This is a genomic window from Desertivirga arenae (assembly GCF_017355785.1).
Taxonomy (GTDB): Bacteria; Bacteroidota; Bacteroidia; order Sphingobacteriales; family Sphingobacteriaceae; genus Desertivirga; species Desertivirga arenae.
In genome coordinates, this window is the sequence record NZ_JAFEWE010000004.1 from 159,960 (window position 1) to 173,300 (window position 13,341).

Genomic DNA, 13,341 nt, shown 5'->3' on the forward strand with positions numbered 1-13,341 from the left:
TTGCTTCAACATTCGCAATAATATGCAGGCTACATCAAAGCATGTTATATCTTTTTATTAACGATTGCTTTACTATTAATTGTGTAAAATTATGAAAATACTGTTATTCAACTTGATTAATCTTCATCTCCAGGCTCAAAAGCTAAAGTAGTAAGCTTTTTAGGGTCAAAAATTTCATTTGACATTTCCTGAAGCTGCTGCGCTGTCACTGCATTTACTTTTTCAAAAACTTCTTCCAGAGTGTCTGCTTTTCCATAATCAATTAAACACTTGGTCATCGTGATGATCAAATTAAGTTTGTTTTCTTCAGCAAGAGCGATCTGCCCTGTAAATTTCTTTTTGGCTTTAGTGAGAGTACTTTCAGAAAGCTTTGCGTCACGAAGTTTTTTCAGTTCTTTATTTACCAGCGATACTGCTTTATTTGCTTTTTCTGCATCTGTACCGAAGTAAATTGAAAAGAAGCCTGTATCTGTGAAGGCTAGATAATTTGATTCAATTGTATAGGCAATCCCATATTTCTCTCTGATCTCAAGGTTTAGCCTCGAGCTCATACTATTACCGCCGAGGATATTATTAAGTAAGGATAGACCTGTTCTTTTGCTATCATGGAGCGAGTAGGCCAGATTGCCTATAACGTAGTGGCTCTGGTTGATAGGCTTAGCTTCTTTCTTTGAAACGGGATTATACAGGGGAAGAGGTGTCCGCTTTCTATTCCCGGTATTGTGCTTCACCTCCCCAAATACCTGCTCAAACATATAACATAATTTCTTGAAGTTATAGTTACCCATAACCCCTATGGCTATTTCCTCAGTGTTATAATTGTCTGAAAGAAAGTTGATCAAATCCTGCTTTTGAAGATTTTGAACTGTTTCTGTAGTGCCCAGTATATTTCTGCCGAGCTCATGGCCCGCATAGATCAAATCCTCGAAATCATCCTGAATTGCTTCTTCGGGCTGATCCTGGTACGAGGCGATTTCATCCAAAATCACGCCTTTTTCCTTTTCCATTTCGTCTTCAGGAAAAGTAGAATGAAAAACAAGATCTTCAAAAAGATCGAAGGCTCTGTTTAAATATGGATTTAAAATGGAAGCATGGATACAAGTATATTCTTTGGTGGTGTAGGCATTCAAATCACCACCGACTGACTCCAGGTAATTAAGAATTTGCCTGGTATTCCTTTTCTCAGTTTTCTTAAATAATAAGTGTTCGATGAAATGAGCAAGGCCATCTTTTCCTTTCGCTTCATCCCTCGAGCCTGCATTTATAATAATGCATGAGTGTGTAACTGAAGAGATAACAGGTTTGTAAAGCAACCTGATTCCATTGGGTAATGTAAAGACCTGATATTCCATTAAGGGTGCAAAGGTAAGCTTTTATTATTCTTTAAGCTTTAATTTGCATTGACGTTTAAAGTTTTGAAAGCGAGGTTGAGAAACACCAACTATATAAGATTGGTCAGGGTTTTCTTCGGCGTAGTTCTGGTGGTATTCTTCTGCACGATAGAATTTTTTCAATGCTGCCAGCTCAGTTACAATTGGCTTTTTAAATGCAGGTTGCCATTTCATAATGGCCTTTGTTGCTGCTTCTTTTTGTGAATCGTTCAGATAGAATATAGCTGAGCGGTAAGAGGAGCCAACATCAGGACCTTGCCTGTCTTTAGTAGTTGGATCATGAGATGTGAAGAAAGCGTCTAAGAGCTGCTCATAACTTACCTCCCGAGGGTCGTAGTAAACAAGGACCGTTTCGGCGTGTCCTGTAGTTTCTGTACATACTTGCTCATAAGTAGGATTAGCCACATGTCCGCCAGCATACCCCGACACCACGGAATCAACTCCCGCAATGTGTTCAAATATTTCTTCAGAGCACCAGAAGCAGCCTTCTGCAAAGGCGGCTGTAGCTTTCGGTCCCATTGAAGTTTGTACTTTAATTTCTTTTGATTTTTGTTGTCCTGACGAGTTGCAGGCAATTAACGCAAATAACCCAATAAGAGCAGTCAGAAATTTCCTTTTGTTTGTCATCGTACTAAAATTAACACGATTATAGATACGAAATTGCCAGCTGAAGGGATTTTGACAAATGTGAGATATTAGCCGGCCCAGCCATCTCGGTCGAGACTTCGATAGTGAATTGCTTCTGCCAGATGTTCTATTTTAATTTCATCTGAAGCATCCAGATCTGCGATTGTTCTTGCTACTTTCAAAATCCGGTCGTAGGCACGTGCGGAAAGCCCAAGCCTTTCCATTGCCTTCTTTAAAAGTAGCTGACCAGCTTCATTTATCCTACAGATCTTCCTTACAGCATTGGAGGTCATTTGGGCATTGCAATAAACCTCATTGCTCTGAGCAAAGCGTTTCGCCTGAACTTCTCTTGCTTTAATTACCCGTTCCCTGATTACTTCACTTGCTTCCGCCTTGTGATCAGAGGCGAGTTCTGAAAAATTCACGGGCGTTACTTCCACATGAAGATCGATCCGGTCCAGCAAGGGTCCTGATACCTTGCTTAAGTACTTCTGTACTACCCCAGGTGCACAAACGCATTCCCGGTCGGGATGATTGTAAAATCCGCATGGGCAGGGGTTCATGGATGCTATTAGCATAAAGCTGGCAGGGTAATCCACCGTAAATCTTGCCCTTGATATCGTTACTCTTCGCTCTTCCAAAGGCTGCCGCATTACTTCTAAAACAGTTCGTTTAAATTCTGGAAGTTCGTCTAAAAATAGTACTCCGTTATGGGCCAGGGATATTTCTCCTGGTTGTGGGTTTCCCCCTCCTCCAACAAGTGCAACATCGGTAATTGTGTTGCTTATGGAGGTAGCTTTGAATCCGTTCTCACAGTGTATATATATAGTCCTTTGTTCAGAAATAAAAGATTTTTAAGTGTAGATGATAGAATTTATCGGATCTGTAGGTAGGAGATTTTTTTTCTAATATTTTCGGTAATTTTATTTCTATAAGAGAAATTATTATTTACTTTTATTAGTATAATTTCTCCTTGATTAACACAATTACTATGAAAAACTTATTTCTATTCATTTTTTTATTTTTTCAGATAACCAAGGTGTTACCTCAATCTCAAGATGTAAATGCTGAATTTTATGAAACAAGAAAAACTGATTTCACAAAGCTGTTAGGTATTCAAACTTCCTTTGAAGGGATTAAGATAAATTATAACACTGATAAAGCTTCTATCGAGGGAAATCTTGGAAAAAGCTTCGGAAAGGGAAAGTTCTTGGTGCAAGTTGGCGGAGCTTTGGGTACTACAACTAATCTTAATGGCATTTTTGATCAAAAGGTTCTACCAGCAACTAGTGTTAATATTAGCTTAAGCAGACTTTTGCCTAAAAGTATATGGCGTTATGATGCAAGTCTTCCAAATAATTATAGCGCCATTCAAGGTAATGGGGCAATCGGGAATATTATAACTGGTGCACCTTTTAGATATACAGAGGCTTTCAGAGAGAAAGTTAATTCTGGAAAACACCCTTCCAACAAAACTTTATATACTTTCAAAAGACTTCTCTGGGCAACAGCAACATTGAAGTATGATAATAACAAATACTCCTTTTATAACTCAGCACGGAATTTTTCAAAGCAACTTTATGATACAGCCTATCAGACCTTTAGTGGTAGGGTAAACGTCAATGGTTACGTTTTTTGGAATAAAGAAGATGCAAAGTGGGCCTCTTGGAGACCTAATTTCTTGTTCTTGACAGCATACTTGAATTATGGGCGAGTCAACAATATTTCTCAATTAAAAAAAATTAATGTAACCGATATAAGCTCGTCGGTTTTAAATAACAATACAGAAAGGCAGATTTCAAAAACAAGTAGTAGTTATACAGGCGAATACAAAGAGTATAGAGCGGTAACACCTGGTTTTGAGTTTATTTTCGCACCAATTAAGACAGTTTCACTTGACTTATTTGGGGAATATAATTACTTTCAGGGAACTGCTCAAATCAGCAACTACGGAAGTTATGGTACTGGTATTTTCTTCTACACAAGTAGTGGAAATATTTCATCCAAATTAAATATTGGTGTATTTTACAAAAGAGTGGAAAGTTCAAACAATAATTGGGAGGGCCAGTTCGGACTTAAAACTTCAATTCCTATAACTCCACTATAGAATTTCATAAGAAGGAGCTAATATCATGTTCCGTTGTAACTTGATTTAGCTCTTTGCTTACATAGGTCGGTAATTACGATGTTAAAGCTTTCGAATTAAAATAGTTAAGGATGGTATTTAAAAACTGGTGTTAATAGATAGCGGTATTCTCCATCTCTAAATCCTGATTTTAGCGAATAGCTTACCACTTTAAAAAAAATTTTTTAGTGTTAGTTTTTCAACCGAAATTTGTTAATAATGTAGAAATACATTAGGGTTAATTAAAGGATCGGGTAGTTTCTATAAAAGAACTACAAATAAATTTTACTGAATCAGGTTATACAGGAGTAGAAAGCTCATCTGTTTTTATTTTTCTGAATTGTAATCTAAATGAACTTTTAGTTCAAAGCTCACATTTTGGTACAAGTTTCTAATTCTCAATAGATTCCTATTTTTTGTATTTTTTCAAAGCAGATGCAGGCCATTTAACAGCAAATTGGCTTTAAAACCAGCTGGTTTATGAAAAACAAATCTCTTCCCACTTACTGAAGATTGGTTATTGACTTGAAATTTGTTTAACTTATTGGAGCCCCAAAGCAGCTAAGATAAGGACGGATCAATTGTCTATAGAAACTCTTGTGAAAAAACAGAAAGAGAAAATTAAAAATTTACGGAGGCTGTAAATGCTTCAAGTTTAGTTTAGCTTAATAATGAAATGTCAATTAACAAAATCGGTATTAAAGTATGAATAAACAAGTTAAAGGGTCCAGTTGATTGGACACTTGTTCAAAACGAACACTAGTATGTATGATTTTTTCCAAGTAAGATTTTATTTAACCTCCATCTTTGCTAAAAACCTGAGATGTAACAAATGGCTTAATTGGTGCAATGAAAAGCGGTTTCGAGATTCTGAAACTGGAAAGGAAGTGGAAAGAGTTTCAGCAGTACACCATGGAATTACTTTTGAATTAGTATATCACTCAGATCATCCTGATAAACCTATGCTTTTTTTGTATGGAAGCATTCATATCTACAGGAACAAAGGGGGATCTAACAATGATAGATTTTCCTTGAGTGATGCAATTGAAAGCTTTTATAATCTATTTTCAAAATTTCAACTTGATATAAGGGCAGGAGAACTTCAGAAAATAGAAATCGGGGTAAATACTTTTTTAGATTTTGATCCCAATGAGGATTTATTCAGAAGATTTATTGTTTACAATGGTTCTGGTGGATCAAAACAAATTCGAAGCATTAAGGATGCAGAGAGAAAGCAACTTGGGGAGGGAATAGAATTTAATCCTTCAGCACAATACCGAATAAAGGCATATAGAAAGGGATATAGGATTTTGAGAATTGAAGCTCATGTTAGTGTGATACAAAAGATTGCTAGCATTTGCGGAAAATCTATCCTAGGATTACTGAAATTGAACTCTGTTCAATGGCTAACTCAAATGCTTTTATTGGAGCAAATTGATAAGATGCTTATTAATGAAGATGTTACTAAAGATGGCAAGTCTGAAAGGGACTATGAAAAGTACCTCCAGGCAATGACTCCCAGAACTTGGTTAGATTTAAATCCAAATAATAATTCATCCGATGAGGAAAAAAAACGTTTTAAGACTCGAAAGAATGCTCTGAAACGCTGGACTTTGAGATACCAGAAGGACAACGCCGGGCACTATATGGGTGAAATCCTTAAAGAAGCAATAATTAAGGAGCTAAATTGCTGCTGTTCAATAACAGAAGAAGCAGCTATCAAATTAGCTCTTTTGGAATCTGGAGAGTACCTAAATCAACAGACAGGTCAAAATAACTACCAGCAACCAAATTACAATTCTATTGAAGCTAATTTGGTTGATCACCCATCCTCAATCCAAACACCTTCAGATAATAATGATTTCCAAAATATATATGATCCAAAACAAGTCATTAAAGAAAAAACTTTCATTATTCCTAAAAAAGAAATAAGTAAAAACTATTATACCCCATTAAAGCCTCAAACAAGAAAGAGGAGATATGGAAATAGAAAAGTAGAATTATCTAATAATTTCTTTGATTTTGTTGATACTGTTAAGAGTAAGTTAACCCCTTACGAAAGCTATCAACTAGAAGTTTACCGGAAGCACTTCCTGATGTATGAGGATAAGGATGCGAAAGCTCAGTTTTATTTTTAAAAATTAATTTAGAATAATGACAAGTAAAGTAGGATGTGCCTTTACTTGTCATTTCATGCTCTAAGGTCATTATCGGTTCTCTAGAGGCTATTTAGAAGCTTTTGAAGGCGTTATTTCTAGTTCGTAATATGAAACTTCCATATTCAACGATTGATTCTTTATAGAGGCTTATTTTATTAGCAGTTGCCGGAAAATAATTCTAAATTTCTTTTCTATAGATTTTGAAAGCAATTGGTTCAATTAGAAACTCATCTTCAAGAAATGGCCCCCTTATTTTCTCAATTTTGGGATTCAATGACTTTATATCGGAAACCAGGTACAAATAATAAAAAGGTTCTTGAATGGAAGTATTCAATTCATTGATAGTTATATTAAGGTATGGAAATTTTTTAGCAACAGTTGATTTCACTTCTATGCAGATCTTTTCCTTTTTCTCGTTAATATAGGAAATATCATAGCCAGGTGTTTCACCTTCTAATGCGTGCCATTTTAAGGTTGATTGTTCTTGCTGACCTAATGAAGACTTTAGAAAGTCAAACACTATTTTCTCACCTAAATCACCGTTTTCTTTTGACGGCTGAGGGAAGTGTGTTCCAGTTTCTTTTTTAACCTTAATATCTTTAGGTAAAGGGATTAATAATTCACCTTCTGAAATATGAATAGCCGTTGTTGTAGGCAATGTAACTTCAACTACTCCAGCAGCATCAATGATTTTTTGAAAACGATCTTTTGGTATTGTCCTAACGCCATCCCTAAAATGATTACTTCTGCTAACTTCTTCAAAATGCTCATTATCGTTGTTCTTCCAAAAAACGCCATGAGAGAACTGCTCATAGTTAACCACTTCTGCAAATAATCTTTTAGGATGCTCTGTATCTTCATATACAGTTCCAATTTCCCCCATCCCAAAATAGTGTTGGGAGTCTAAAAGTCGTTTATCAGCAAATTCTTTATTTCTTAAACCTCCCTTGTAATAAATGAATTTGGTACCGGGTAAGACAAGATTTTTGTATTTAATCGGGAAGTGATATTTAGCACCCGTTTCATCATCCCACTGGGATTCATCATTTTCTGCTAGAATTAAATAGTTGTTCATGATAAGTTTTGGTAAAGATTTGCAATTATAATATTAATAATAAAAAATATTCTAAAAACCCTAATAGACAGGTTCGGAAAAGTAGTTGATTGTTCTAAGGCATATCTAAGTCTTCTTGACCAGATACAAGATCTTTACGATAGAGTTTCAGTGCATTTACAACAGCTTCAAGGACTTCTGTAATTTCCGTTAGTGAATCCATATCTAAACCTTTGTAAAGGTCCATTACAGCTGACTCGGTGTCAAATTGAACCAGTTGTGTTTGTTGATCTTCTATCTTGACGCTTAACATCTTTTATAGGTGAAATAAACCGTCTCTGGCATTAAAATTAAATATAATACATAACTTCAAGTTTTGAACTCAAATCATAGACCTGAGTTTCAGATTTTTATTACAATTTTATAACTAATTAAATTTCTATGGTAGATGAGGCTAATTTAAGAAAGCTTCTTTCAGAGGGAAAACACATATATTGGTATAATTCTCTAGAAGCAACGCTGAAATTTCCATCAACGGGCTTTGAAATTTCTTTCAAAGGCATAGCTCCAATATACACTTATGTTTGTGACCAGATAGATCTATGGGAACAACGGGGAGCAGGTATACCAAGAGAGTTTGAGCATTCAAAGCAGTTTTTCATATGGTTGAAGCAAGAAATATCAAATGTGGTAATTAGACATGCTGATGAGAATCCAAGAGGATACTTTGACCGGGCTTTTAAGGATTTGAAAAAGCAGATAGATGAGAGGACTAATTATGTTTTTAACTCTGATGCTCCAGAGGTGGATTTTTTAATTTCAGTCCTTGGTAAAAGTCCTCAGCATTATTTCAGTGCATATTGGTATATTACAGGTGATGGCACACCAAATATGCATTCTAAAGAAGGTTTAAGTGGGATTTTATTAGCATATGAGTTTTCAAATAAAGGATCTAGTTTAACGGACCGAATTAACACAGAAACCACCTCTGTTAATCAGCTTAAAGCAAGCCTGGTTAAATCAATTGAGGATATGAACAATCAATTAACAGAGCATCTTCGGTACAGTCAACAACAATATGAAGATTACTGTGCAAAGATTGATGAAGTTAAAAACAAGACGGAAGGGGAGTTTTTAAATTGGTTCGGAGCAGCTAAAGGATCTTACGAGTCTTTTGATAACACCACTCTCAACAGGGTTAAGGAACTGGAAGATACTTACAAAGAAAAGTTAAAGCTTGAGCAACCCGCCATTTATTGGAGGGATAGAAGTGTTAAATTGAAGCGACAGGGTTGGACTGCTTTAAGTGTGCTTGTCGGATTGGTCTTACTAACAGTAATTTCATTGGGTGAAATTCTTTGGAACACTCCAGAGCAAATATATACCAGCTTTTTTGATGGTGATAAAAGTGCTGCGATAAGATGGTCAATAGTTTATATCACCATTATTTCATTTATGGCTTTCTGTATTAGGGCAGTCAGCAAAGTCATGTTTAGTTCATTTCATTTGTCCAGAGATTGTGAAGAACGTTTTACATTAACTTATTTCTATCTTTCCTTATTAAAGGAATCCCATGTTGATTTAGAAGAAAAGAAACTAATTATACAATCTTTGTTTAGCAGGGCAGACACCGGCTTATTGAAAGATGATTCTGCACCTACAATGCCGACCGACGTAGTAGCCAAAATTTTTAATAAATAAAGCTTCCCATGTACTAGGAAATTAAATTAATAATTGTAAATCTATTCATTCTCCTTTCTTCAAAAATTGTAAAAACAGGGATTAAAGAATTTTATTTGAATAAATGTGGATACACAATGATTAAGTGTCTTATTATAAGAATTGCAGTATTACAAATAGCTGCAGAACTATGAATTAGAGCCCTGCAGCAAATACTGCGTTTTATCTCTGACTTGAAGGATCACATTGTGAAGCTCTATTATAACGAACAAGACGTGGAGGGTCCTGGGCATATTTTGCAAGCATATCTTCCGAAAGGTACAAGCACTTTTTGAAATCCGCATCCGTGGAGGTTGAATCAATGCTATTATAACAATCACAAACTTTTTTGGCATCAACTTCAGGATTTCCACAACTTGTTACCGCGAGAGTAGCTATTGCAAAGGAAATAGGTTTTAAAATTCTTCTCATCATTGTTTAAGATTTAAATGCAAAGTTAGTATAAATACAACAGATCCGTTGTGCTGTCGCCCAGTTTTGTTATATTCTTTTATGTTTCCATGGAAAAGGAAATATTTTTGAAACAACTTGGTGAGAGGATTCGGGTTATTAGAGAAGAAACAGGATTAACGCAAGCAGAATTAGCCTATAAGGTTGGAAAGGATCAGCAGTCATTACAGCGGCTTGAAAAAGGTGGAGTAAATCCATCAATTTTTTATTTGTGGGAAATTGCTATGGGGCTTGGTGTAGGACTTGAATATTTAACTAAAAATGTTGGGAGCGGGGAAGCTTCTTAGATTTTTGTTAATTCTCTTCATAGATTTCTCTGTGTTATAAATTATAAAAATTACTCCTTTTATCCTTCTATAAAATACATAAAAGTGCAAATGAATTGCTATTAAACATTAAACTGCACTTTTTGTTAAGTACTTCCTACATTCTTCATATTCCTTTAAAGTAGATTCAGTAAGGACAAAAATTTTTCCACTTTTATCAAAGAATAATTGATAGTTCGGATTTGCAATATGTAAAGCAATTCTAACTGTCCCAGCATTGTTTAAATTTTCGAATCCATTGTATTTTTGTATTGCAATGTGAGCTCTGTTAAAGTCTTTTTGTACTTCTTTTATTGAGTTGTAGCCATTCGCTTTGATCTCTTCAATCAACTAGTCAGGGAAAGGAACTATTATTTTTCCTTCATTAAGTGAACTCTTGAGAGATAGCTCATATAATGTTTCACCATTAACTTCATCCTCTAAAGGTCCCTAGGTATTTTGTTAGTGACCTGCTCAAAAAAACGTTGAATTACATCTTCCCTATTTTTGATAAACTCTTGTTGAACCTTGGAGGAAATAATAATCCGTTCTTTATTTGCCTCAATGAAATTGAAAAGTTTTGCGAGCAGTGAATGAAATGCTATAGTATTGCAATAAGATGTTCGTATCAAGAAAAAGGGTGGTGTTGGTTTGTAACTGCACCTCCTGCTGAAAATTGCTGGCGTATTTTTCCAAACAAGCTTTGTATTGCAGTAAAGAAGATAAACTAATCTTTGAGAGATATAAGCATTCGTTGGATAAGGTATTCATACTTGTATAATTGCAAAACTAGAAAAAAAAGAGCCGTTGTGCTTAAAATTGTTTGGAAAGAGAAATAGTTGTTTTTAAGGCGACAAAATTGGGATTACTTGGTAAATTAAAAATTATGTGTGACGTTTCAATTCATTTCAGCAATCTGAAAGCCACTCTTATAAGGGAGTTAAAATTAGCAAAGAATAGTATTAAGATTGCAGTAGGGTATCTTGACTTTGAGCTTTTCGAAAAAACTTTTCAAGAGATCAATCAGGAAAAAGTATCAATTGATATAGTAGTGGACAATAATGCTACATCTACCGGTAATAAAGAAGTTCTTGATAGGCTTAAAGCCATTGGTGTGAAAATTAAGATTCAAGAAATGTTAGCTAATGATAAGGGAGATGTTTATGGAAAAATGCATCACAAATTTTGCATAATTGATGAAGCCACTGTTATTACAGGGTCCTACAACTGGACATTTACAGCAAGTACAGTAAGTTTTGAAAATTTTATAATACTCAGAAATAATAGAGAAGCTATTACGAAGTTTACAAACGAGTTTCATCTGATTAAAGCAATTACTCAAGAAAGGTTAAAGAATATTCAGGAACCAGAGAAATGCAAGGAGGAGGGTTGTAATGGTATTCTTTTGAATATGCTTGTTCTGCTTCCAAAATTTACAAGGGATGGAAATTTAGATGCCAGGATTGTTCAATTCTGTACTTCCAATTATGAAGACCATTACTCAGAGAAGAACGCAATAGCTGTTCCTGTCTTAGGGGAGGTACAAGAGAAACTTGAAAATCAGTATCATCAACTCGTTGAGAGCCAAATTTCCAGTGACAACTTGGATCTTACCAACGATAGTTATGCGTTGTTAGTAGAGAAAGCATATTCAAGGTACTCCAATACCTTTCTTGTGGATATTTTAAAATCAGAGCAAGTGCATTGTTGGGGACATCTATCGCCTAGTATTTATGGGGATGATGATCCGGATTATTCTATTTCTATTAGCTGGAAGGATAGATTTGTTGAAGATCAAATAGATGATAGTTATGCAACTTGTTTTGACTTGGTGTAAAACAAAACTTTATAACTATCAAAAGGCAATAAGTGATTTTGTAACTGGAGTTATGTCTCACGTAACGTAGGTTTTTTGAGACTGTAATTCAGTTATAGCAAATCAAAAAAATGTTTTAGAATTTGTTTAATTATCCGTCTCAAAAATCAAATTCGTTTTTGTATTTTTGAGACGGGATTTATGAGAATTTATGAAAATTGGTTATGCAAGGGTCAGCACTCAGGATCAAAATTTGGAGTTGCAAATTGATGCTTTGAAAAAAGATGGTTGTGAAAAGATCTTTAAGGAAACAGGTTCAGGAAAAAACAAAGAACGTCCAGGACTACGAGAACTAATGGAGCATTTAAGGGCTAATGATACAGTTGTTGTCTGGAAGCTTGATCGCTTAGGAAGAAGTTTAAAAGACCTGATTGATTTGGTTGGAGAATTTGAAGCGAAAGGTGCGAATTTTGTTAGTTTAAACGATAGAATTGATACATCCACCCCTGCCGGAAAGTTTGTTTTCAATGTGTTTGCTTCTCTTGCTGAGTTTGAGCGAGAAATTATCCGGGAGAGAACAGTAGCTGGTTTGGCAGCTGCAAGAGTTCGAGGCAGAAATGGAGGAAGGCCGGAGGGATTATCTCCAGAAGCTTTAAATAAAGCAAATTCTGCTTTTTTATTATTCCAGTCAGGAGAAAAGACTGTTAAAGAAATTTCAAAGGAATTAGGCATTAGTAGAGCTACTTGTTACAGATATATTGAAGCTGCAAAATCTATGAAGAAAATTTAGCTACAAATAAAATTGTAGGACTTGGTGGTGGAAGATTCATTACGTAACTTACAAAAGTAAAAAAGTGTTAAAAAACTACATTTGCTTTGTTTCTTTTAGAATCTTGTATACATTAGATAAAATTGTATTTTTGCAGTCCCAAAAAAGAACTAGATTTAATGTCAATCGCAGAACCCGTTATCACTGATCTTAAATCCATATCTTCTTCTTATGTCCTGATTTGGAATAGCTTGTTAACAAGACTTCCCGATTTGGATCAAGAGTTTTTGAAGCTTTTATTTAATAAGCCAGAGCTTACTCACACTGAAAAGGATGATAATGGATTCCAGGTTGCAGAAATGCAAGTGATTGAACCGCCAAAAGATCCTGGAGCTGCTGTCAGTTTTGAGATTACTCCGGCTGTTCTACCAAGGATTGTTCTAAATAGGCAGAGATTCTTGAATTACGATAATGACCTGCAACGACTTTTAGCAACTCATGATAAATTTAGAGATAAGTTAATTGAATTTGATCCTAAGTTTGTTGAGGCTTTAGTTCCAGTGCAGATGGGATTAAATTTGGAGTTTGAAGTTGTTTTAGATGATGATTTTGTTGCTAAGGAATGGTTCTACAGTAAGATTTTTGGTGTGAAATGTGAGCAGCAGAACGCTATTTTCACACAGGAGATTAAGTACGCAATTCTCCACGCTTCGGGTAACGTTACGAATGTCAGTGTTCAACCAAGATATAATAACGTTCATTCATTGTTTATCTCAATTAATGATCACTTTAGTATATCACCATTTCTGTCTTTTGTAGATAGTTCACATTTCAAAGTGAAATTTGAAGAATGTATAAATGGTATTAAAACTAATATTATCCCCTTTCTGTTAAAAGGTAAATAG

Annotated in this window: 13 protein-coding genes and 1 pseudogene; 7 read left to right on the forward strand and 7 right to left on the reverse strand. The window is 35.0% G+C overall.

The genetic code is table 11. The annotated features are described in order from the left end of the window. Window positions 1-116 precede the first annotated feature (116 nt). The 3 genes and pseudogenes from J4N24_RS10360 to J4N24_RS10370 form a co-directional block, all read right to left on the reverse strand. Window positions 117-1,352, reverse strand: a complete 1,236-nt coding sequence (locus tag J4N24_RS10360; protein WP_207533614.1) for a M16 family metallopeptidase — start codon at window positions 1,350-1,352, stop codon at window positions 117-119. A gap of 24 nt (window positions 1,353-1,376) precedes the next feature. Continuing rightward, window positions 1,377-2,018, reverse strand: coding sequence for a peptide-methionine (S)-S-oxide reductase MsrA (msrA, locus tag J4N24_RS10365; RefSeq protein ID WP_207533615.1), 642 nt, complete (start codon window positions 2,016-2,018; stop codon window positions 1,377-1,379). A gap of 68 nt (window positions 2,019-2,086) precedes the next feature. After that, window positions 2,087-2,800 (reverse strand): annotated as a pseudogene (locus tag J4N24_RS10370) (YifB family Mg chelatase-like AAA ATPase); the annotation flags it as partial. A 209-nt stretch (window positions 2,801-3,009) separates the two neighbouring features. On the opposite strand from J4N24_RS10370, the gene J4N24_RS10375 reads away from it, so the two are divergent. Both J4N24_RS10375 and J4N24_RS10380 read left to right on the forward strand, forming a co-directional pair. Further along, window positions 3,010-4,125, forward strand: a complete 1,116-nt coding sequence (locus tag J4N24_RS10375; protein WP_207533616.1) for a hypothetical protein — start codon at window positions 3,010-3,012, stop codon at window positions 4,123-4,125. A 782-nt stretch (window positions 4,126-4,907) separates the two neighbouring features. Further along, entirely contained in the window at window positions 4,908-6,281 is a 1,374-nt protein-coding gene (locus tag J4N24_RS10380) for a hypothetical protein (protein WP_207533617.1), read from the forward strand. A 199-nt stretch (window positions 6,282-6,480) separates the two neighbouring features. Here the strand turns inward: J4N24_RS10380 and J4N24_RS10385 are convergent, their stop codons facing one another. Then, a complete protein-coding gene (locus tag J4N24_RS10385) occupies window positions 6,481-7,377 on the reverse strand; it encodes a protein NO VEIN domain-containing protein (protein WP_207533618.1) in 897 nt (298 codons plus the stop codon). A 94-nt stretch (window positions 7,378-7,471) separates the two neighbouring features. Then, window positions 7,472-7,669 (reverse strand): hypothetical protein, encoded by a 198-nt coding sequence (locus J4N24_RS10390; RefSeq protein WP_207533619.1) that lies wholly within the window; start codon window positions 7,667-7,669, stop codon window positions 7,472-7,474. A 128-nt stretch (window positions 7,670-7,797) separates the two neighbouring features. On the opposite strand from J4N24_RS10390, the gene J4N24_RS10395 reads away from it, so the two are divergent. Next, window positions 7,798-9,057, forward strand: a complete 1,260-nt coding sequence (locus tag J4N24_RS10395; protein ID WP_207533620.1) for a DUF6161 domain-containing protein — start codon at window positions 7,798-7,800, stop codon at window positions 9,055-9,057. A gap of 201 nt (window positions 9,058-9,258) precedes the next feature. On the opposite strand, the gene J4N24_RS10400 is transcribed toward J4N24_RS10395, so the two are convergent. Then, entirely contained in the window at window positions 9,259-9,510 is a 252-nt protein-coding gene (locus tag J4N24_RS10400; protein ID WP_207533621.1) for a hypothetical protein, read from the reverse strand. A gap of 86 nt (window positions 9,511-9,596) precedes the next feature. On the opposite strand from J4N24_RS10400, the gene J4N24_RS10405 reads away from it, so the two are divergent. Beyond that, complete coding sequence (locus J4N24_RS10405; protein WP_207533622.1) at window positions 9,597-9,833, forward strand: helix-turn-helix domain-containing protein; 237 nt, start codon at window positions 9,597-9,599, stop codon at window positions 9,831-9,833. Between the two features lie 108 nt (window positions 9,834-9,941). On the opposite strand, the gene J4N24_RS10410 is transcribed toward J4N24_RS10405, so the two are convergent. Then, window positions 9,942-10,202 carry a hypothetical protein gene (locus J4N24_RS10410; protein ID WP_207533623.1) on the reverse strand — a complete coding sequence of 87 codons (261 nt, stop codon included), beginning with the start codon at window positions 10,200-10,202 and terminating at the stop codon, window positions 9,942-9,944. 472 nt (window positions 10,203-10,674) lie between these two features. Here J4N24_RS10410 and J4N24_RS10415 point away from each other — a divergent pair, with 472 nt between their 5' ends. The 3 genes from J4N24_RS10415 to J4N24_RS10425 all read left to right on the forward strand — a co-directional run bounded on the left by J4N24_RS10415 (window position 10,675) and on the right by J4N24_RS10425 (window position 13,341). Then, complete coding sequence (locus tag J4N24_RS10415) at window positions 10,675-11,688, forward strand: phospholipase D-like domain-containing protein (protein WP_207533624.1); 1,014 nt, start codon at window positions 10,675-10,677, stop codon at window positions 11,686-11,688. A gap of 190 nt (window positions 11,689-11,878) precedes the next feature. Then, entirely contained in the window at window positions 11,879-12,457 is a 579-nt protein-coding gene (locus J4N24_RS10420) for a recombinase family protein (RefSeq protein ID WP_207533625.1), read from the forward strand. 158 nt (window positions 12,458-12,615) lie between these two features. Further along, the gene (locus J4N24_RS10425) at window positions 12,616-13,341 is read left to right on the forward strand and encodes a hypothetical protein (protein WP_207533626.1); all 726 of its coding nucleotides are present in this window, start codon (window positions 12,616-12,618) and stop codon (window positions 13,339-13,341) included.

What these genes read in the sequence shown, in the direction of transcription:
- J4N24_RS10380 (WP_207533617.1), top strand. Translation starts at nt 4,908, where the DNA reads ATGTATGATTTTTTCCAAGTAAGATTTTATTTAACCTCCATCTTTGCT.
- J4N24_RS10395 (WP_207533620.1), top strand. Translation starts at nt 7,798, where the DNA reads ATGGTAGATGAGGCTAATTTAAGAAAGCTTCTTTCAGAGGGAAAACAC.
- J4N24_RS10360 (WP_207533614.1), bottom strand. Translation starts at nt 1,352, where the DNA reads ATGGAATATCAGGTCTTTACATTACCCAATGGAATCAGGTTGCTTTAC.
- J4N24_RS10420 (WP_207533625.1), top strand. Translation starts at nt 11,879, where the DNA reads ATGAAAATTGGTTATGCAAGGGTCAGCACTCAGGATCAAAATTTGGAG.
- msrA (WP_207533615.1), bottom strand. Translation starts at nt 2,018, where the DNA reads ATGACAAACAAAAGGAAATTTCTGACTGCTCTTATTGGGTTATTTGCG.
- J4N24_RS10390 (WP_207533619.1), bottom strand. Translation starts at nt 7,669, where the DNA reads ATGTTAAGCGTCAAGATAGAAGATCAACAAACACAACTGGTTCAATTT.
- J4N24_RS10375 (WP_207533616.1), top strand. Translation starts at nt 3,010, where the DNA reads ATGAAAAACTTATTTCTATTCATTTTTTTATTTTTTCAGATAACCAAG.
- J4N24_RS10385 (WP_207533618.1), bottom strand. Translation starts at nt 7,377, where the DNA reads ATGAACAACTATTTAATTCTAGCAGAAAATGATGAATCCCAGTGGGAT.
- J4N24_RS10405 (WP_207533622.1), top strand. Translation starts at nt 9,597, where the DNA reads ATGGAAAAGGAAATATTTTTGAAACAACTTGGTGAGAGGATTCGGGTT.
- J4N24_RS10400 (WP_207533621.1), bottom strand. Translation starts at nt 9,510, where the DNA reads ATGATGAGAAGAATTTTAAAACCTATTTCCTTTGCAATAGCTACTCTC.
- J4N24_RS10425 (WP_207533626.1), top strand. Translation starts at nt 12,616, where the DNA reads ATGTCAATCGCAGAACCCGTTATCACTGATCTTAAATCCATATCTTCT.